The sequence below is a fragment of the Sphingomonas sp. NIBR02145 genome, assembly GCF_027359115.1.
Classification (GTDB): domain Bacteria; phylum Pseudomonadota; class Alphaproteobacteria; order Sphingomonadales; family Sphingomonadaceae; genus Sphingomonas; species Sphingomonas kyeonggiensis_A.
Window position 1 is genome coordinate 3,633,437 of sequence record NZ_CP114791.1, and the last position, 19,420, is coordinate 3,652,856.

Annotated in this window: 16 protein-coding genes; 13 read left to right on the forward strand and 3 right to left on the reverse strand. The window is 68.1% G+C overall.

Annotated elements, in window-relative coordinates:
- Nucleotides 1-65: 65 nt before the first annotated feature.
- Nucleotides 66-2,606, forward strand: coding sequence for a DNA ligase D (gene ligD, locus O3305_RS16480; protein ID WP_269573500.1), 2,541 nt, complete (start codon nt 66-68; stop codon nt 2,604-2,606).
- Between the two features lie 108 nt (nt 2,607-2,714).
- Nucleotides 2,715-3,992: a hypothetical protein gene (locus O3305_RS16485; protein ID WP_269573501.1), complete on the forward strand. Its 1,278-nt coding sequence runs from the start codon at nt 2,715-2,717 to the stop codon at nt 3,990-3,992.
- 31 nt (nt 3,993-4,023) lie between these two features.
- On the opposite strand, the gene O3305_RS16490 is transcribed toward O3305_RS16485, so the two are convergent.
- Nucleotides 4,024-5,181, reverse strand: coding sequence for an acyltransferase family protein (locus O3305_RS16490; RefSeq protein ID WP_269573502.1), 1,158 nt, complete (start codon nt 5,179-5,181; stop codon nt 4,024-4,026).
- 70 nt (nt 5,182-5,251) lie between these two features.
- On the reverse strand, nt 5,252-6,031 hold the full coding sequence (locus O3305_RS16495) for an alpha/beta fold hydrolase (RefSeq protein WP_269573503.1): 780 nt from the start codon (nt 6,029-6,031) through the stop codon (nt 5,252-5,254).
- Between the two features lie 219 nt (nt 6,032-6,250).
- Between O3305_RS16495 and O3305_RS16500 the strand changes: the two genes are divergently transcribed.
- The 11 genes from O3305_RS16500 (at nt 6,251) to O3305_RS16550 (ending at nt 17,889) form a co-directional block, all read left to right on the forward strand.
- A complete protein-coding gene (locus O3305_RS16500) occupies nt 6,251-8,422 on the forward strand; it encodes a TonB-dependent siderophore receptor (protein WP_269573504.1) in 2,172 nt (723 codons plus the stop codon).
- A 57-nt stretch (nt 8,423-8,479) separates the two neighbouring features.
- The gene (locus O3305_RS16505) at nt 8,480-9,106 is read left to right on the forward strand and encodes a DUF4198 domain-containing protein (protein ID WP_269573505.1); all 627 of its coding nucleotides are present in this window, start codon (nt 8,480-8,482) and stop codon (nt 9,104-9,106) included.
- A 104-nt stretch (nt 9,107-9,210) separates the two neighbouring features.
- Complete coding sequence (locus O3305_RS16510; RefSeq protein WP_269573506.1) at nt 9,211-11,694, forward strand: circularly permuted type 2 ATP-grasp protein; 2,484 nt, start codon at nt 9,211-9,213, stop codon at nt 11,692-11,694.
- Nucleotides 11,694-12,584 carry a transglutaminase family protein gene (locus O3305_RS16515; protein WP_269573507.1) on the forward strand — a complete coding sequence of 297 codons (891 nt, stop codon included), beginning with the start codon at nt 11,694-11,696 and terminating at the stop codon, nt 12,582-12,584. The genes O3305_RS16510 and O3305_RS16515 overlap by 1 nt, the downstream gene beginning before the upstream one ends.
- Before the next feature lie 194 nt (nt 12,585-12,778).
- On the forward strand, nt 12,779-13,744 hold the full coding sequence (locus O3305_RS16520; protein ID WP_269573508.1) for a DnaJ C-terminal domain-containing protein: 966 nt from the start codon (nt 12,779-12,781) through the stop codon (nt 13,742-13,744).
- Nucleotides 13,745-13,807: 63 nt separating this feature from the next.
- On the forward strand, nt 13,808-14,692 hold the full coding sequence (locus tag O3305_RS16525; RefSeq protein WP_446745984.1) for a YihY/virulence factor BrkB family protein: 885 nt from the start codon (nt 13,808-13,810) through the stop codon (nt 14,690-14,692).
- Between the two features lie 6 nt (nt 14,693-14,698).
- The gene (gene fabI / locus O3305_RS16530; protein ID WP_269573510.1) at nt 14,699-15,502 is read left to right on the forward strand and encodes an enoyl-ACP reductase FabI; all 804 of its coding nucleotides are present in this window, start codon (nt 14,699-14,701) and stop codon (nt 15,500-15,502) included.
- Entirely contained in the window at nt 15,499-16,026 is a 528-nt protein-coding gene (locus O3305_RS16535) for a GNAT family N-acetyltransferase (protein ID WP_269573511.1), read from the forward strand. Before fabI ends, O3305_RS16535 begins: the two co-directional genes overlap by 4 nt.
- On the forward strand, nt 16,019-16,315 hold the full coding sequence (locus O3305_RS16540; RefSeq protein ID WP_269573512.1) for a hypothetical protein: 297 nt from the start codon (nt 16,019-16,021) through the stop codon (nt 16,313-16,315). The genes O3305_RS16535 and O3305_RS16540 overlap by 8 nt, the downstream gene beginning before the upstream one ends.
- Nucleotides 16,312-17,379: a chorismate synthase gene (gene aroC / locus O3305_RS16545; RefSeq protein ID WP_184162633.1), complete on the forward strand. Its 1,068-nt coding sequence runs from the start codon at nt 16,312-16,314 to the stop codon at nt 17,377-17,379. Before O3305_RS16540 ends, aroC begins: the two co-directional genes overlap by 4 nt.
- Nucleotides 17,380-17,604: 225 nt before the next feature.
- The gene (locus tag O3305_RS16550) at nt 17,605-17,889 is read left to right on the forward strand and encodes a hypothetical protein (protein ID WP_269573513.1); all 285 of its coding nucleotides are present in this window, start codon (nt 17,605-17,607) and stop codon (nt 17,887-17,889) included.
- A gap of 125 nt (nt 17,890-18,014) precedes the next feature.
- Here the strand turns inward: O3305_RS16550 and O3305_RS16555 are convergent, their stop codons facing one another.
- Nucleotides 18,015-19,304, reverse strand: a complete 1,290-nt coding sequence (locus O3305_RS16555; protein ID WP_269573514.1) for an adenylosuccinate synthase — start codon at nt 19,302-19,304, stop codon at nt 18,015-18,017.
- Nucleotides 19,305-19,420 lie beyond the last annotated feature (116 nt).

Genomic DNA, 19,420 nt, shown 5'->3' on the forward strand with positions numbered 1-19,420 from the left:
ATCTCGTGCGGCAGGCGTTCGCTCCATAACAGGGAGATCCCGGCTTTCGCCGGGATGACGGATTGATGGCCAAGTCCCCCGATCTCCTCGCCAAATACAACGCCAAGCGCGATTTCGCGAAGACGGCGGAGCCGGCGGGCAAGCTGGCCAAGGGCGGCGGGCACCGTTTCATGGTGCAGAAGCACGACGCGACCCGCCTGCATTGGGATTTCCGGCTGGAGATCGACGGCGTGCTCAAGAGCTGGGCGGTGACGCGCGGGCCGAGCCTCGATCCGGATGAGAAGCGGCTGGCGGTGCGCACCGAGGACCATCCGCTTTCCTATGCCGATTTCGAAGGCGTGATCCCCAAGGGCGAATATGGCGGCGGCACGGTGATGCTGTGGGACGACGGGACCTGGGCACCGATCAAGGGCAAGAGCGAAAAGGACCTGGAGAAGGGCCATCTCCACTTCACCCTCGACGGCGACCGGATGCGGGGCGAGTGGCTGCTGATCCGGCTCAAGCCGCGCGGCAAGGAGAAGTCCGAGAACTGGCTGCTGCGCAAGATCGACGACCAATATGCCGGCGCCACCGACGCGCTGGTCGAGACCGCGCTGACCAGCGTGAAGACCGGGCGGACGATGCAGGAGATCGCGGAGGGGAAGCCCTCTAAAATCCTCCCCGAGCTTGCTTCGGGGAGGGGGACCGCCGGCCGAAGGCCGGGGGTGGAGGGGCGCGACGGTGTAACCGGCGCGAAGCGCGCCGGCCCCTCCACCGCCGCTTCGCGTCGGTCCCCCTCCCCGAGCAAAGCTCGGGGAGGAATGAAGTCGCCCGCATTCCAGAAGCCCCAGCTCGCGACGCTGGTCGACACCGTGCCCGCCGGCAACCAGTGGCTGCACGAGGTGAAATATGACGGCTATCGCGCGCTGCTCAGCATCGGCGCGGGCGGCCCGAAGATCTACACCCGCACCGGGCTCGACTGGACCGATCGCTTCCCCGGCATCGCCGAAGCCGCGGCCAGCCTGCCCGGCCCGGCGCTGATCGACGGCGAGATCGTCGCGCTGAAGGACGGAAAGCCCGATTTCTCCTCGCTCCAGGAAGCTTTGTCCAAAGGCGGCGAGGGGCTGGTGATGTTCGCCTTCGACCTGCTGGAAGCGGGCGGCGAGGACCTGGGCAAGCTCCCCCAGCTCGCCCGCAAGGAAAGGCTGCGCGCGCTGCTGGAGGGGGCGGATGCCCGCATCCACTTCTCCGAGCATGTGCTGGGCAGCGGCGAGAAGCTGTTCGAGACGATGTGCCGCGAAGGCTATGAGGGCGTCGTCTCCAAGCGCGCCGACGCGCCCTATCGCGGCACCCGGACCAGGGCCTGGCTCAAGACCAAGTGCATCCGCCGCCAGGAGTTCGTGATCCTCGGCTGGCTGCCGTCGAGCGCGAAGGGACGCGGCTTCCGCTCGCTGCTGCTCGGGCTGAACGGGCCGGACGGGCTCGTCTATGCCGGCAAGGTCGGCACCGGGTTCAGCACTGACACGCTGCACGCCCTGCGCGAGCGGCTCGACGGGATCGCCGCCGACAAGCCGGCCGCCAAGGTGCCGAAAGCCGAAGCGCGCGGCGCGCATTGGGTGCAGCCAAAGCTGGTCGCCGAGATCGCTTTTGCCGAATTCACTGCCGAGAATGTCGTGCGCCATGCCAGCTTCATCGGCCTGCGCGAGGACAAGCCGGCGAAGGAGGTGGTGGCCGAGAAGCCCGCCAAGCTACCGGAAGCGCCCGCCTCCGCCGTGAAGATCAGCAGCCGCGAGCGGGTGATCTTCCCCGGCGACGATCTCACCAAGGGCGACCTTGCCGACTATTATCTCGCCACCGCGCCGATCACTTTGCCCTGGCTCGCCAACCGGCCGATCAGCCTGGTGCGCTGCCCGCAGGGCCGGGCGCGGCAATGCTTCTTCCAGAAGCACGACGCCGGCAGCTTCGGCGAGCATGTCCACCATGTCGATATCCGCGAGAAGGATGGCTCGGTCGAACCCTATCTCTATCTCGACGACGCCGACGGGATCATGGCCTGCGTCCAGATGGGGACGATCGAGTTCCACGGCTGGGGCAGCCTGGTCGCCGATGTCGAGAAGCCCGACCGGCTGGTGTTCGACCTCGATCCCGACGAGGGGCTGGGCTTCGAGGACGTGAAGAAGGCGGCGGCCGACATCAAGGAGCATCTCGCCGAGCTCGGGCTGACCAGCTGGCCGCTGCTCTCGGGCGGCAAGGGCGTGCATGTGGTGGTGCCGCTGACCCCTAAAGCCGAATGGCCCGCGGCGAAGAGCTTCTGCGAGCGTTTCTCCCGCGCGCTGGCGGAGGCGGAGCCCGAGCGCTTCACCGCCAACCTCAAGAAAGCGAGCCGCAAGGGCAAGATCTTCATCGACTACCTGCGCAACCAGCGTGGCAGCACGGCGGTGCTGCCCTATGTCGCCCGCGCCCGCGAAGGCGCGCCGGTGGCGGCGCCGGTGACGTGGAGCGAGCTGCGCGACATCGACAGCCCGAGGCATTTCTCGATCCGGGACAGTGCCGAGCTGCTGGCGCGCGCCACCGGCCGCGCGCTGCAGGGCTGGGGGCTTGCCGAGCAGGTGCTGCCGGACGTTTGAGATAGCCCGCAACTGGTTGAAACTCCGTCTGGACGAGGTCCCAAAGCTGGTTAATCCTCCCTATTCCAAAATGCGCAAATAGGGGGATGTATGCGCTCCAGGCTTCTTATGACCGCGGCCGTCGCCGCGGCGTTCACCGTGCAATCGGCCCATGGCCAGGCAGTGACCTATGCCCATATCGACGAGGTCAAGCCCGCGCCGGTGGCGCAAAAGCCGGCCGCCACCGACGACACGCCCGAGGAAATCGCCGAGGATGCGGCGCGCGACCTCAAGGATACCCGCTTCTACAACAAGCCCGGCGCCACGCGCGCGCAATATGACGCCGACTGGCAGGATTGCCGGCTGATCGCGCGGGGATCGCGCACGCCGGGCGGGATGATCCCGGTCTATTACAATCCGCAGATCATCTCGCCGGTCGCGGCGGGCGCGGGCGGGCTGATCGGCGGCCTGATCGGCAGCGCGATCTCGCAGGGCAAGCAGCGCCGCGCCAATCGCCGCGCCTGCCTGCTGATCAAGGGCTGGCGGCTGATCGACGTGCCCTCGGACACCGCCGCGAAGGTCGGCGCGATGACCGATGCCGAGCGCAACGACTATTTCAACTCGATCGTCGGCGCCCAGCAGGTGATGGGCGGGATCACCGAGCGCACCAGCTTCACGGTGGGCCCCGATCGCAAGCTCAAGCTCGATGCGCCGCTGACCGGGCCGGGCACGCTCTATCTGGGCAAGAAGGCGGATCCCAAGGTGCCCGTGGTGGTCGCGCCGGGCGAGGCGGTGCTGGTCTTCGGCTTCCGCCGCCCCGACGAGGGCAGTGCCGGCAAGTCGGGCAATTTCTCGATCACCCGCTACGACGTGAACGTCCGCGACCTGCTCTACCGGCCCAGGGACTGGAAGAAGACCGGCGACACGACGACCTATACGCTGAACGCCAGGAGCAAGGATCGCAAGGCGCTGTACGAGGTGCATGCGATGCGGATCACGCCGGGCGATTATGTGATCTCGTCGAGCGCGGCGGGCAATCTGCCGAGCTCGAACACCTATTGCTTCGGCGCGCCGACCTTCCATGTCGAGGCGGGCGACACCGTCTATCTGGGCGATTTCGTGCCCTATATGGGCGTGGGGCTGGCGAATGGCGAATGGCTCAACGCCATGGCCTGGACCTCGCATATCGAGGATGCGCGCGGCGTGCTGAGCGCCGGCCAGCCCGCGCTTGCCGCATCGCTGAAGCCCGCGCCGCTACGCGACCGCGCCACTTATAGCTGCTCGGCGATGACCATGGATCGCTGGGACCTGCCCGGGGTCGAGGACCTGCCCGAGCTGCCGCCCCAGCCGGTCGCGGCACCGGCGCCCGCTCCCGCCGCTGCGGTGGCGACGCCGGCCACGCGCTGAACCGGTGCGCGGGGCCGGGGATCGCCGATCCTCAGCCCCGCGCGCGCAGCCAGACCCCCAGCCGGGTGCGGATCGGCACGTCCCAGAAGCGATAGGCCAGCCAGGCCACCAGCAGCAGCAACGGCACCAGCGCGGTTCCGATCGCGAGCAGCTGGCCCTGCGAGGCCTTCCCGGTCGCGACGAAGTTCATCCAGAGATAGAGGAACGGGAAATGGGTGATGTAGATCGGGTAGGAGATGCGCCCGCTCGCCTTGCATAGCCAGAGCATGCCGCGCCCCGCCTCGGAATGGCGGCCCGCGACGAGGATCGCGGGGAACAGCAGGATGACCACCAGCGCCTCGTAGAGCCCGTTGACCTTGATCCCGCCCACCGGCGGCAGCGTCGGCGCGGCGATGGCGGCGAGCATCGCGATCGACAGCGGCAGCCAGCCGATCCTTATATCGGGCAGCCGGTCGCGCACCCGGTAGAGCCACAGTCCGGTGAGGAACGGGAAGAACAGCCGCACCGGCGCCATCCAGAAGGTCTCCCAATAGGAGCCCTGGTCGAGCGTGCCGTGCAGCGTCGCCCCGATCGCCAGCACCACGCCGCTCGCCACCGCCAGCAGCGCGAGCCAGCGCGCGCGCAGCCGGCGCAGCACCAGTGCATAGGCGAGGTTGCCGATATATTCCTGGAACAGCGTCCAGATCGGCCCATTGAGCGGGTGGGTGTCGGTCCAGCGATTGGCCAGCGGCCAGCTCGGCAGCGCGAACAGGCACAGCGCAAAGGCGCCCAGCACCGAGGCCAGCGGCACCGCCTGCAATTTGCCGGCAAAGGGATCGAACAGATAGCTCGCCAGCCCGAGCAAGGCGCCGAGGATCACCAGCGGGTGCAGCCGGATCAGCCGTAGCGCGATGAAGCGGCCGGTGGTCATCCGCTCCCAGCGATCGTCATAGGCATAGCCGATCACGAAGCCCGACAGCGCGAAGAAGAAATCCACCGCGAGCGGGGCGTGGTGCAGCACCACCTTGGCGCCGTCCCACATCACGGTGATGCCCTGGATGTGGAAGATCACCACGATCAGCGCGGCGGTGCCGCGCAGGCCGTCCAGGACTTCGAAATGCGCCTTGCCGGTGGCGGTCCGGTCGGGCGCCTCGACTTCCGTTGCCGCCGCAGCGCCGTTCGCTGCCGGCGTTTCCACGATTTCGCTCACTGATCCCCTCCGCGATGCCTTGCGCGGACTGGTGTCGGGCTCGCGCGGAAACTGCAAGCCCGATCGCGGATCAGGCCTGCCCCGCCGCCTCCAGGATCAGGCGCGCGATCGCCTGGGGATGCGAGATCAGCGAGACATGGCTCGACTTGAGCTCGATCGTCGTCGCGCCCATTCGCTTCGCCATGAAGCGCTCGAGATCGGGGTTGATCGTGCGGTCCTCGGTCGAGACGGCATACCAGCTCGGCTTGCTGCGCCACGCCGCCTGGGTGGTTCGGCCGGTCAGCAGCAGCTTGTGGAAGGGCTGCTGCACCGCGAAGAGCGCCTTCGCCTTGCGGGGCGGCAGGTCGCCGGCGAAATCGCGCAGGAACGCCGTTTCGCCCAGCCGGCCCTCGTCGCCGTCATAGACGATGCCGGCGCTCGCCGGCGGCGTCGGGTATTTCGCGGCGAGCGCCGCATAATCCTCGCCGGCATCGGGAGCGCGTGCGGCGACATAGACCAGCGACGACACGTTCGGATGCATGCCCGCCTCGGTGACGATCATGCCCGAGAAGCTGTGCCCGGCCAGCACGGTCGGCCCGTCCTGGCGATCGAGCACGCGCGTCGCCTCGGCCATCGCGTCGGGCAGGCTGGTCAGCGGGTTCTGCACCGAGGTGACGTTGAGCCCGCGATCCTGGAGCAGCGGGATCACTTCGGACCAGGACGAGCCATCGGCGAATAGGCCGTGGACGAGCACCACGTTGCGCGCCTTCACGGGCGCGGGGCGAGCGAGCGCAGGGCCGGCCAGCGTTACGGCAAGCGAAGCAAGGGCGGCACGGGAAAAGCCGCGGCGGTCGAGCGGGATCGGGGGCATGGGGCGCAACTCCAATGGAGGGCGGGATGCTCGCGGATATGCGCCCGGAAACCGGTCTTCCCAATCATCCAAAGGTTTGCCGCCGCGCAACCGCGCTTGCGCAACGCGCATTCACGAGGAAGTGAAGATGTATTGCAAACGATTCTCAATAGTATTAGGGCCCTGCGCGACGTCGCCGGAAGCGTGACGCACCATCCGCAGGAAAAGGGATCCGCAATCTTGACGTTCAAGCTTACCCTCTCGCTCGGTGCCGCGCTGTGCGCGCTCGCTACGCCCGCCTTCGCCCAGACGGCGGACGCGCAGAAGCCGGCGGAGGATGGGGAGATCGTCGTCAGCGGCCGCTATACGATCCCCGACAAGATCGACACCGCGACCGGGCTGGGCCTTACCGTGCGCGAGACGCCGCAATCGGTGAGCATCGTCACCGCCCAGCGCATCCTAGACCAGAATCTGATCAGCGTCGCCGATGTCATCAACAACGCGGTCGGCGTCGCGGTCAACGAAGTCGATGACGTCCGCAACACCTTCTACGCGCGCGGCTTCGAGATCCGGAATACCCAGGTGGACGGCGTTCCGGCCGCCTGGACGCTCGCCGGCGGTAATGGCGAGACCAGCATCGACATGTCGATCTATGAGCGCGTCGAGATCGTGCGCGGCGCGACCGGCCTGCTCTCGGGCGCCGGCGATCCCTCGGCCTCGGTCAACCTTGTCCGCAAGCATGCCGATGCGAAGGAATGGACCGGCTATGTCGACGCCAGCGCCGGCAGCTGGAACACCTATCGCGTCTCGGCCGATGTCGGCGGCGCGCTCGACGCGGATGGTCGCATCCGCGTTCGCGCGGTGGGCCGCTACGAGAATGGCAAGAACTTCACCGATCTGCTGCACACCAAGAAGTACGTGCTCTACGGCGTGGTCGATGCCGATGTGACCGACACCACGCTGGTCCGCGCGGGCATCAGCTATCAGGACACCAAGCCCAAGGGCGCGACCTGGGGTGCGCTGCCGACCTTCTACAATGACGGATCGGTCACCACCGACCTGGACCGCTCGCAGACCACCGCGGCCGACTGGACCTATTGGAACTCGACCAACCGCAACATCTTCGCCACGATCCGCCAGGAGATCGGCGATCGCTGGAGCATCACCGCCAACTACAACCAGCTGCGCAACACCGGCGATACCCAGCTGCTCTACATGTACGGCACTGCCGATCGCGCGACCGGCACGATCGCCAGCAGCAACCCCTACAAGTCGAAGGGCGTGAGCACGCAGGAAAGCTTCGACGGGCAGATCAAGGGCAGCGTCAAGCTGTTCGGCCGCGATCACGAAGTCGTGCTCGGCGCGCTGCACAGCGTGCTCAACCGCTACACCGACAATTTCGTGGCGCCCTATACCGAGAATAACCCGGCCTGGGGCACCGGGCTGAACTCCTGGGCCACCAACGTGCCCGTCCTGGGCCGCGAAGGCGCGCTCTTCCCCGAGCCGGTATTCGGCACCACGGCGGTGCGCAACGAGCAGGAGCGGATCGAGCAGACCGGCTATTATGGCGCGGTCCGCCTCAACATCGCCGATCCGCTCAAGATCATCGCCGGCGGCCGCCTCGCCAGCTGGCACCAGCGCGGCTTCGCGTGGAGCGGCTCGAGCAACTACGGCAAGAGCGACGAGTTCATCCCCTATGTCGGCGCGCTGCTCGACATCACCTCGAACCACCGGCTCTATGCGAGCTACACCCGGATCTTCCAGCCCCAGAACCTGCGCACCCGCACGCTCGAGCTGATCGCGCCGCTGGAGGGCAAGGCCTATGAGGTCGGCCTCAAGAGCGCCTTCTTCAACGATGCGCTGCAGACCTCGGTCGCGCTGTTCCGCATCGAGCAGGACAATGTCGGCCAGCCCGACATCATGGTCACCCCGCCGGGCGGCGGCCTGCCGCAGCAGACCTATGTCGCCGCGCAGGGCGTGACCAGCCAGGGCTTCGAGATCGAGGCGACCGGCAAGCTGCTGCCCGGCTGGAACATCAATTTCGGCTATAGCCAGTTCAAGGCCGAGGACCGCGACGGCGTCGCCGCCAATACCGAGCAGCCGCGCCGCCTGCTCAAGCTGTTCACCACCTACACGCTCGATCGCCTGACCTTCGGCGGCGGCGTCAACTATCGCAGCGAAGCCTATACCGTCGCGGCCAACCCGGTCACCGCGGCGCCGTTCCGCTTCGAGCAGGGCGGGTTCGCGCTGGTCAACCTGATGGCGCGCTATGCGGTGAGCGACAATCTGTCGGTCCAGGCCAATGTCGAGAACCTGCTCGACAAGACCTATTACAGCCAGATGGGCACGTTCAGCCAGTATCGCTACGGCGCGCCGCGCAACTTCACGGTCGGCGCCAGCTACCGCTTTTGATAAGGGGGCAGGGAGGCGTGTCCGGCGCCTCCCTCGTCCCAAGCGAGGAGAGTGACGATGAAGAAGCTTCTGCTTGCCGCCGCCGCGATGCTGATCGCCGCCCCGGCCGCCGCGCACGAGATCTGGGTCGAGCATGACGGCAAGGGCCCGGCGCGCATCTATCTGGGCGAGCCCAACGAAGCGGTGCCCGCCCAGGGCGACCCCGAATTCCCCAAGCTGCAAAAGCCGCAGCTGGTCGGCAGCATGGGGGCGCTCACCCGCCGCGCCAACCATATCGAGGCCGCGATCCCGGGCACCGGCGATGTCCGCGTGCGCGACGATGCGGTGTTCGAGCCCTGGCAGGCGGGCGAGGCGAAGCAGGGCGCGATCTTCTACGCCCGCGCCGGCCGCAGCGAGACCAGCCACAAGCTCGATCTCGAGCTGGTGCCGGTGGCAGCGAACAGCGACCAGTTCACCCTGTTCTTCCGCGGCAAGCCGCTTGCCGACGCCAAGCTGTCGATCATCACTCCCGATCGCTGGCAGAAGAGCTTCGTCACCGATGCCGCGGGCCGCATCACCGTGCCGCAGCTCGGCGCCGGCCGCTACCTGGTCAGCGCCTCGCACACCGAGACCGCCCCGGCGAAGCTCGGCGGCCAGGACGTGGCCAGCGTGATGCACATCTCGACGCTCACCTTCGTCCGCTGAACCGCAACGGGATGCGTGCACGGCATGGCCGTACGTACGCATCCCATGTTGCCACGCAGCAGCGATTGCCCCACTAGTCGCCCCGTATAGCTGGGGACGATAGCTTGGCGAGCAGCGCCGCACCTCTGTTCGACGCGGGAACGATCGCCGATCGGTGGATCGCGGACTATTGCGCGTCCGCCCCGCGCGACGACGTGCTCTGCGCGCGCGCCGCCGCCGGAGATGCCTGGCCCGCCGTGTTCGAGGAACTGGCCGGGCTCGCCGGCGACAATCTCGAGACCGCCCGCGAACGCGCGCATCGCCATGCCGAGGATATCGGCACCGGCTTCCGCATCGCCGGCGAGGGCGAGGAGCGCCCCTGGCCGCTCTCGCCGATCCCGCTGCTGATCCCCCAGGCCGAATGGGACGGCATCGCTACCGGCATCGCCCAGCGCGCCGAGGTGATGGAGCAGGTGCTCGCCGATCTCTACGGCCCGGGCAGGCTGGTCGCCGACGGGCATGTCCCCGCCGCGCTCGTCACCGGCAGCCCCTTCTTCCTGCGCCCGCTCACCAATTCGGTGCCGCCGGGCGGCTATCATCTCCAGGCGCTGGCGATCGACCTGTGCCGCGGGCCCAACGGCGAATGGCGCGTGCTCGCCGATCACCTGCGCGCGCCCGCCGGCGCCGGCTATGCGCTGGAGAACCGGCTGGCGATGGCGCAGACGCTCGACGGGCTCCAGACCCGGCTCAACATCGCCCGCCACGCGCCTTTCTTCGCGGCCTTCCGCGAGGGGCTGGCCGCACGCTGCCGCCGCGCCGAGCCGCGCATAGCCTTGCTCACCCCCGGCCGGCTCAACCCGAGCTATGCCGAGCAGGCGCATCTCGCCCGCTATCTCGGCTGGCTGCTGGTCGAGGGCGCCGATCTCGCGGTGCTCGACGACAAGCTCTATGTCCGCACCATCGCCGGATTGAAGCGCGTCGACGCGCTGTGGCGGCGGCTCGATCCGCGCCTGCTCGATCCGCTCGCGCTCGACAGCCATTCGACGATCGGCGTGCCGGGGCTGGTCGATGCGATGGTCGCGGGCAATGTCGTCATCGCCAATGCGCCGGGCGCCGGGCTGCTCGAGGCGCCCGCCTTCGCCGCCTTCCTTCCGCGGCTCGCCGAGCTGCTGACCGGCGAAGGGCTCAGGCTGCCCAATATCGCGACCTGGTGGTGCGGGCAGGACGATGCCCGGGCGCATGTCGAGGCGGAGCTCGACCGGCTGCTGGTCAAGTCCGCCTTCGGCGTCCCGCCGCTCGGCCTGCCCGGGGCCAAGGCGGTGCTGGGCTCCGCCATTCAGGGCGAGGCGCGCGCCGCTTTGCTCGCCGACATGGCGCGCCGGCCGCAGGATTATGTCGGACAGGAAGTCGTCCATCTCTCGACCATGCCGGTGGTCGCCGAGGACCGGCTCGCCGCGCGGCCCTTCACCCTGCGCGTGTTCGCCGCGCGTGGACCCGATGGCGCCTGGACGGTGCTGCCCGGCGGCTTCGCCCGGATCGGCGAGCATGCCGATGCCCGTGCCGCGGTGATGGGCGAGGGCATGTGGTCCGCCGATGTCTGCGTCCATGGGCCCGATCCGGTCGAGCCGGTGTCGCTGCTGCCCTCGGGCGATTCGACCCAGCTGCGCCGCAACCCCGGGACTCTGCCCAGCCAGGTGGCGGACAACATGTTCTGGCTCGGCCGCTATCTCGAGCGCGGCGAGGCGCAGCTCGGGGTGATCCGGGTGCTGCTCGGCAATTCGATCAGTGCGGATACCGGCGCCGCGCTCGCCGCCGATACGGTGCGCAAGCTGATCGACATCCTGGTCCGCAGCAACGCCGCGCCGGTGCCGGGCGGCCTCAAGCGCTCCGATCTCACCCAGCTTGCCCGGACGGCGCTGGAGGATGGCGAGGGCTGGTACAGCGTCGCGTCGATCAACGCCCAGGCGCGGCTGATCGGCCAGGTCTCGCGGGACCGGCTGGCCGCCGACATGGTCCGGCTGCTCGACGCGCCCTTCCCGACGCGCGGCACGCTGCTCGAAAAGGCCGGCTCGCTGCAGCGGCGCTATTCGGCGCTGGCCGGGCTCGCCGCCGAGCATATGGGCCGTACCGATGCCTGGCGATTCCACGATATGGGCCGGCGCGTCGAGCGGGCGATGGCGACGCTCGGTTTCCTGCGCGCCTTTGGCCGGGCGGATGCGACCAGCGACGATCTCGGCACGCTGCTCGACCTGGCGGACAGCCAGATCAGCTATCGCCAGCGCTATCTGACCGGGATCGCCCGGGTGCCGGTGCTCGATCTCGTCACGCTCGATCCGGGCAATCCGCGCGGCATCGCCTATCAGGTCGCGGCGATCTCGGGCCATCTCAACAAGCTGCCGGTGCTGTCCGATGATGGCCTGGCCGAGCCGCAGCAGGAGCAGGCGCGCGAACTGGCCGCCATCCTGGTGACGTCGAACGCGATGCGCACCGACGACGCGCTGCTCGCCGTGCTCGAGCAGCGCCTCGCCAGTCTGTCGGACGCGATCGCGCGCCGCTATTTCCTGCAAGGGTCGGAGCCGCTGCGCGCCGCCGGGCTCGTCCTCGCCTGATGCTCTACCGCATCCGCCACGTCACCCGGTTCGACTATGCGCAGCCGGTCGGCTTCGCGCGCTGCAATCTGCGGCTCAAGCCGATCCTGTGGTCGGGGCAGGAAGTGCTCGACTATGCGCTGTCGGTCGAGCCGGGCGGGCGCACCTTTCCGGCGCGCGCCGAAGCCGGGCTCGCCAATGTCGTGCGGCTGGTGATGGAGAACGCCACCAGCACGCTGACGATCGAGAGCGGCGCGCGCATCCGGGTCGAGCGCCCGATCCCGGTGCCGTCGCCGTCCGATCCGACGCTGGCCGGGATCGCGCGGCTGGCGCGGGAGAGCCGCGATGCCTCGCCGGCCAGCCCGGCATCCTATCTCTTCCCCTCGCCGCAGATCCCGCTCGACGGCGCGATCGCCGAATGGTGCGCGCCCGACCTGTCGCCGGATCGCGGCGTGCTCGAAGCCGCCTATGCGCTCGCCACCCGCATCCAGCGCGAATTCGATTTCGATCCCAGCGCGACCCTGGTCGATACGCCGCCGCGCGCCGCCTTCGACAAGCGCCGGGGGGTCTGCCAGGACTTCGCCCAGATCATGATCTCGGGCCTGCGTGCCGCCGGGCTGCCCGCCGCCTATGTCTCGGGCTATCTGCGCACCCTGCCGCCGCCGGGCCAGCCCCGGCTGGTCGGCGCCGATGCCACTCATGCCTGGGTGCTGGTCTGGGCCGGGCCCGATCTCGGCTGGGTCGGCGTCGATCCCACCAACGGCATCTGGATGGCCGAGGATCATGTCGTGATGGCGATTGGCCGCGACTATGCCGAGATCGCCCCGATCGACGGCATCGTGCTCGGCTCGGGTGCGCAGGACATGCATGTGTCCGTCGATGTCGAGCCGCTGGAGGAAGCGGGCACCTAATTCCCTCCCTTTCTCTGCTCCCCGGCGAACGCCGGGGTCCAGGGTAACAGAGCCATGTCCCTTGCGGCCCTGGGCCCCGGCTTTCGCCGGGGAAGCACTGGAACAGTCGGCTTTCTCGCGGGCGGGAGTTTTATCCGCAACTCTTGCGTTAGGAACCAGACACGCCGAAATACGGCGCGTCCAAAGGGGTTTTGATGGCTGCTGATCCGTATTCCGTCCTGAATGTCGCACGTGGCGCGAGCGAGGCCGATATCAAGAAGGCCTATCGCAAGCTCGCCAAGGAGCTGCATCCGGACCGCAACAAGGACAATCCCAAGGCGGCGGAGAAGTTCAGCCAGGTCACTCAGGCCTATGACCTGCTGACCGACAAGGACAAGCGCGCCCGCTTCGATCGCGGCGAGATCGATGGCGAGGGCAATCCCGTGAACCCGTTCGGGGCCGGCTTCGGCGGTGGCTTTGGCGGAGGCAATCCCGGCGCCGGCCAGGGCGGTTTCCGCGCCGATTTCGGCGGCGGCGATGGCGGTGGCTTCGGCGACATCTTCGAGGGGCTGTTCGGCGGCATGGGCGGCCGGCGCGGTGGCGGCGGCTTCTCGGGCGGCTTCGGCGATTTCGGCCGGCGCGCGGCGCCCAAGGGCGCGAACGTGGCCTATCGCCTCGCGGTGTCGTTCGAGGATGCGGCGAAGCTGGCGCCGCAGCGGATCACGCTGCGCGACGGCAAGACGCTCGACCTCAAGCTGCCCGCCGGCGTCGAGACCGGCACCCAGATGCGCCTCGCCGGCAAGGGCGAGGAAGGCGCCGGCGAGCCCGGCGATGCGATCGTCACGATCGAGATCCAGCCGCACCGTTTCTACGAGCGCCAGGGCGACGATATCCGGCTCGACCTGCCGGTCACGCTGTCGGAAGCCGTGCTCGGCGCCGAAGTGCGGGTGCCGACGCCGGACGGCGCGGTGATGCTCAAGGTTCCCAAGGGCTCGTCCTCGGGCAAGGTGCTCCGCCTCAAGGGCCGCGGCTTCCACAAGAAGGCGCCAGGAACCGGTGGCGGCCGCGGCGACCTCCTCGTCACGCTGATGGTCGAGCTGCCGGTAAATGACGATGCGCTGATCGAGTTCGCCCGGGGCTGGACCGACAAGGGGAACCCGCGTGGCCGCATGGGCGTCTAACGCCTTGTGACGACAGGGGAAGATACGGGCGCCGCGCAGGCGAAGCCGGGGCTTGGATCCCGCATCCTCGGCCTGCTCGCCCGCATCGGCCTGGGACCCAAATTCTGGCATGTCACCAAGCGGGTGGTGATCGGCACGTTCAACGACGGCTTCACCTATGCCGGCAACCTTGCCTATCTCAGCCTGGTAACGCTCTTCCCCTTCTTCATCGTCGCGGCGGCGATCGCCCAGCTGTTCGGCCGCAGCTCGGAGGGGATTCACACGCTCGAGGCCTTTCTCCACACCGTGCCGCCCGACGTGGCGGACCTGCTGCGCAAGCCGGTGTCCGACGTGCTGATGGCGCGGACGGGCAATCTGCTCTGGTTCGGCGCGATCGTCGGGCTGTGGACCGTGGCCGGCTTCATCGAGACGATCCGCGGCATCCTGCGCCAGGCCTATGGTGTCCGCTCGAGCACGCCCTTCTGGCAATATCGGCTGGGGGCGATCGGGATGATCATCGCCTCGGTCATCATCACCATGGCGGCGTTCAGCTTCCAGGTGATCCTCACCGGCGTCGAGCAGTTCCTCTACAATATCTTCCCCTGGGCGTCCGAGGCGCAGCGCATCGTCTCGCTCAGCAAGATCGCCCCGGCGATCGCGCTGTTCGGCGCGCTCTACATCCTGTTCTACTCGCTCACCCCCAGCCGATACCGGAAGAGCAAATGCCCGAAATGGCCGGGCGCGCTGTTCACGGCGGCCTGGTGGCTGCTGGTTACCGCCCTGTTGCCCAAAATCCTCGGTACGCTGGGAAATTACGATCTGACCTATGGAAGCCTTGCAGGCGTGATGATCGCACTGATCTTCTTCTTCCTCGTTGGGCTGGGGCTGGTAGTCGGCGCCGAGTTGAACGCGGCTCTGGCGGAAACGCCCGAAACGGGTCTAGAGGAGCCGCGTAAGAATGGAGAATAGTGCGTCGTGACCGGATTGATGCAGGGCAAGCGTGGGCTGATCATGGGCCTCGCCAATGACAAGAGCCTCGCCTGGGGCATCGCAAAGCAGTTGCGCGAGCAGGGCGCCGAGCTGGCGTTCAGCTATCAGGGCGATGCGCTGCTGAAGCGCGTGAAGCCGCTGGCCGAGCAGCTGGGCTCGGACACGCTGATCGATTGCGACGTGTCGGACATGGACGCGCTCGATGTGGCGTTCGACACGCTCAAGGCGAAGTGGCCGACGATCGACTTCGTCGTCCATGCGATCGGCTTCTCGGACAAGTCGCAGCTGCGCGGCAAGTTCTACGATACCACGCTCGACAACTTCCTGATGACGATGAACATCTCGGCCTACAGCCTCGTCGCCGTCGCCAAGCGCGCGCGCGCGATGATGCCGGAGGGCGGCTCGATCCTGACGCTGACCTATTACGGCGCCGAGAAGGTGATCCCGCACTATAACGTGATGGGCGTCGCCAAGGCCGCGCTGGAGACCAGCGTGAAGTATCTCGCGGTCGACATGGGACCGGAGAATATCCGGGTGAACGCGATCTCGGCCGGCCCGATCCAGACGCTGGCGGCGCGCGGCATCGGCGACTTCAACTATATCCTCAAGTGGAACGAGCTGAACTCGCCTTTGCGCCGTACGGTGACGATCGAGGACGTTGGCGGCGCCGGCCTGTACCTGCTTTCGAATCTCTCCGCTGGCGTGACCGGCGAAATCCACCATGTGGATGCGGGCTACAACGTGATCGGCATGAAGGCCGAGGACGCGCCGGACATCGCGCTCTCGTGAGCATCGTCGTGCGCCCCGCTACCGGCGGGGACGTGGCGGCGATCGACGCGCTGCTGCGCCGTTCCTTCCCGGCGGAGGACGAGGCGCGGCTGGTCCAGCGGCTGTGCATCGACGGCGACATGGTGCTGACGCTGGTGGCCGACGACGAGGAAACCGGCGCGCTTGCCGGCATGGTCGCGTTCAGCCGGATGGACGTCACCATCGCGGACAAGCCGATCGCGGCAGTCGCACTGGCGCCGCTGGCGGTGGAAAAGGCCTGGCGCCAGCAGGGTGTCGGCGAGGCGCTGGTCCAGGCCGGGATCGCGCAGCTGCAGGCGGCCGGCGCGATGCTCTGCTTCGTGCTGGGCGAGCCGGGCTATTATGAGCGTTTTGGTTTCGTGGCCGAATGGGCGCAGGGATTTGCCTCGCCCTATGCCGGTGAGTATCTGATGGCGTTGCCGCTCCAGGGCGGCGCCATGCCGTGCGGGGTGCGCGGCGCCGCGACGCATGCATCGGCGTTCGCAGAGCTGGGCCGCGATGTTTGAGCTGAACGCCAATCTCTTTCTGTTTGTCTTGCCGCTCTCGTGGGGGGTGGATCGGTTGGTCGTGAGCCGCAAATCACGGGTGCCGACAGGGCCGGCGTTGCTGCAGGCCGCGAGAGGGCTGCCTGGATTGTATATTCTGGTCCTCTTCCCTTGGGCCGCCTTGAACTTGCTCGATCTTTCCTTCTTCTCACTGGCGGGCTTTGGCGTTTTCGCGCTCTCTTTGGTGGTCGCCATCCCCGTGCTTCTCGCTTTCAAAACCTTGTGGGATCGGACAGTAGCAAGGCGATGAGCTACAATACCTTCGGACGCGTCTTCCGCTTCACCACCTGGGGCGAGAGCCATGGCCCGGCGCTGGGCGTCGTCGTCGACGGGTGCCCGCCGGGGATCGCGCTGTCCGAAGCCGATATCCAGCCCTATCTCGACAAGCGCCGTCCCGGCCAGTCGCGCTTCACCACCCAGCGGCAGGAGCCGGACCAGGTCCGCATCCTCTCCGGCGTGTTCGAAGGGCGGACGACGGGAACGCCGATCAGCCTGATGATCGAGAATGTCGACCAGCGCTCCAAGGACTATTCCGAAGTCGCGGTCGCCTATCGCCCCGGCCATGCCGATTATGCCTATGACGCAAAATACGGCTTCCGCGACTATCGCGGCGGCGGGCGCAGCTCGGCGCGCGAGACGGCGGCGCGAGTGGCGGCCGGCGCGATCGCCCGGCTGGTCATTCCCGAAGTGACGATCACCGGCTGGGTCGAGGCGATCGGCCATGCGCCGATCCTCTATTCGCGCTTCGACGCCGCCGAGATCGACCGCAACGCCTTCTTCTCGCCCGATGCCGAAGCGGCGGCCCAGTGGGAGACGCTGGTCGACGCGGCACGCAAGGCCGGCTCGTCGCTGGGTGCCACGGTCACCTGCGAGGCGACCGGCGTGCCGGCGGGCTGGGGCGCGCCGCTCTATGCCAAGCTCGACAGCGAGCTTGCCGCCGCGATCATGTCGATCAACGCGGTGAAGGGCATCGAGATCGGCGACGGCTTCGCCGCCGCGCTGGCGACCGGTGAGGCCAATGCCGATCCGATGCGTCCCGGTGCCGATGGTCCCGAGTTCCTTGCCAACCATGCGGGTGGCATCGCCGGCGGCATCTCGACCGGCCAGCCGGTGCGGGTGCGCGCGGCGTTCAAGCCGACCAGTTCGATCCTGACGCCGGTTGAGACGATCAACCGCGCAGGCGAGGCAGCCGAGATCCGCACCAAGGGTCGGCATGATCCGTGCGTCGGCATTCGCGGCGTGCCGGTGGTCGAGGCGATGATGGCGCTGGTCCTGGCCGACCAGAAGCTGCTGCACCGCGCCCAGGTCGGCTGATTCGTTCGGTAACCGCGGAAACCAGTTCAGGCTTCGAAAGCCGGCCGGATCGGCGAATTCGGCCGGCTTTTACTTGTCTGCCACATTTCGGCCCATCTCTCTTCCGGCTCTGTTCGCTGCCCAGCCGTGTGCCTCGCAGGGCTGGCTGAAACGCTTGGAAACAATCCAGACATGCGCAACCGCTCCAACGGTCCTCGGCAAAAACCGAAGGAGGATTGCCCAGTTATGTTGCTCAAAACCCTGATCGGCGCCGCGGCGCTGCTTGCCGCTCCGGCGGCCTTCGCCCAGACCACCACTCCTACCGATCCGTCCACCACGACGACGCCGACCGAGACGCCCGCCCCTGCGCCGGCGCCCGATCCGAGCGCTACTGCGCCGGCACCTGCGCCGGACGCCAGCACGGCCACGACGGCCCCGGATCCCGCTGCTCCCGCCGAAGATGCCTCGGCATCGAACGAAGCGGACAAGCGGGACCGCAAATATGAGGGCAAGAAGAAGAAGCCCAACTAAGCCACAGGGCGTTGCGCTACCCGCTCTGGCCGGACGGGTAGCGCATAGCCTTGGTTCGATCCGTCCGCGAAGGAATCGCGGACCAGGCCAGATCAGTCCGCGAAGGGATTGCGGACCAGACCAGATCAGTCCGCGAAAGGATCGCGGACCAGGATCGTGTCCTCGCGCTCGGGGCTGGTCGAGACCAGCGCCACCGGGCAGCGGATCAGCTCTTCCACGCGGCGGATATACTTGATCGCGGCGGCGGGCAGCTCGGCCCAGCTGCGCGCGCCCGCGGTGGTTTCCTGCCAGCCCGGCATCGTCTCGTAGACCGCTTCGACCGCGGCCTGATCGGCGGCGTTCGACGGGTAATAGTCGATCTCCTCGCCGTGCAGCCTGTAGCCGGTGCAGACCTGGATCTCGTCGAACCCGTCGAGCACGTCGAGCTTGGTCAGCGCGATGCCGGTGATGCCCGAGACCGCGGCCGACTGGCGCAGCAGCACCGCGTCGAGCCAGCCGCAGCGGCGCTTGCGCCCGGTGACGGTGCCGAACTCATGGCCGCGCGTGCCGAGCCGCTCGCCCACTTCATTGTCCTGCTCGCTCGGGAACGGACCCGATCCGACGCGGGTGGTATAGGCCTTGGCGATGCCCAGCACGAAGCCGACCGCCGCCGGGCCGATGCCCGAACCGGCCGAAGCCGTGCCTGCCACGGTGTTCGACGAGGTGACGAACGGATAGGTGCCGTGATCGATGTCGAGCAGCACGCCCTGCGCGCCCTCGAACAGGATGCGGCGGCCGCGCTCGCGCGCGGCGTTGAGGTCGCGCCACACCGGCTTGGCGAATGGCAGCACGAAACCGGCGATTTCCTCGAGCTGCCGGACCAGCGCGGCGCGGTCGATCGGGCCGACGCCGAAGCCGGCGCGCAGCGCGTCGTGATGCGCGAGCAGGCGATCGAGCTGCGGCTCCAGCTCGCCGAGATGCGCCAGGTCGCAGACGCGGATCGCGCGGCGGCCGACCTTGTCCTCATAGGCCGGGCCGATGCCGCGGCGGGTGGTGCCGATCTTGCCGGCGCCGCTGGCGTCCTCGCGCAGACCGTCGAGCTCGCCGTGCAGCGGCAGGATCAGCGGGCAGGTATCGGCTATGCTCAGCGTGTCGGGCGTCACTTCCACGCCCTGGCCGCGCAGCTTCTCGATCTCGGCCTTGAGCGCCCAGGGATCGAGCACCACGCCATTGCCGATCACCGAAGGCGTGCCACGCACGATACCCGAGGGGAGCAGCGAGAGCTTGTAGACATTCTCGCCGACGACGAGCGTGTGGCCGGCATTGTGGCCGCCCTGGAAGCGCACGACCATGTCGGCACGCTCGGCGAGCCAGTCGACGATCTTGCCCTTGCCTTCGTCACCCCATTGGGCGCCGATAACCGCTACATTTGCCATGGATACACGTCTCCGCCTGCCGGGGCGGGCCACAAGCCGCCCTTCGACAGGACTCGGCGGCTGGGCGTTACGGGGGCACAGGCGCGGGGCGCCGAAGCCGCGGCGCGCATGGCCTG

Excerpts from the sequence above, each read along its gene's own strand:
- O3305_RS16550 (WP_269573513.1), top strand. The coding sequence starts at position 17,605 with ATGTTGCTCAAAACCCTGATCGGCGCCGCGGCGCTGCTTGCCGCTCCG.
- O3305_RS16540 (WP_269573512.1), top strand. The coding sequence starts at position 16,019 with ATGTTTGAGCTGAACGCCAATCTCTTTCTGTTTGTCTTGCCGCTCTCG.
- O3305_RS16495 (WP_269573503.1), bottom strand. The coding sequence starts at position 6,031 with ATGCCCCCGATCCCGCTCGACCGCCGCGGCTTTTCCCGTGCCGCCCTT.
- O3305_RS16555 (WP_269573514.1), bottom strand. The coding sequence starts at position 19,304 with ATGGCAAATGTAGCGGTTATCGGCGCCCAATGGGGTGACGAAGGCAAG.
- aroC (WP_184162633.1), top strand. The coding sequence starts at position 16,312 with ATGAGCTACAATACCTTCGGACGCGTCTTCCGCTTCACCACCTGGGGC.
- O3305_RS16515 (WP_269573507.1), top strand. The coding sequence starts at position 11,694 with ATGCTCTACCGCATCCGCCACGTCACCCGGTTCGACTATGCGCAGCCG.
- O3305_RS16520 (WP_269573508.1), top strand. The coding sequence starts at position 12,779 with ATGGCTGCTGATCCGTATTCCGTCCTGAATGTCGCACGTGGCGCGAGC.
- ligD (WP_269573500.1), top strand. The coding sequence starts at position 66 with ATGGCCAAGTCCCCCGATCTCCTCGCCAAATACAACGCCAAGCGCGAT.
- O3305_RS16485 (WP_269573501.1), top strand. The coding sequence starts at position 2,715 with ATGACCGCGGCCGTCGCCGCGGCGTTCACCGTGCAATCGGCCCATGGC.
- O3305_RS16505 (WP_269573505.1), top strand. The coding sequence starts at position 8,480 with ATGAAGAAGCTTCTGCTTGCCGCCGCCGCGATGCTGATCGCCGCCCCG.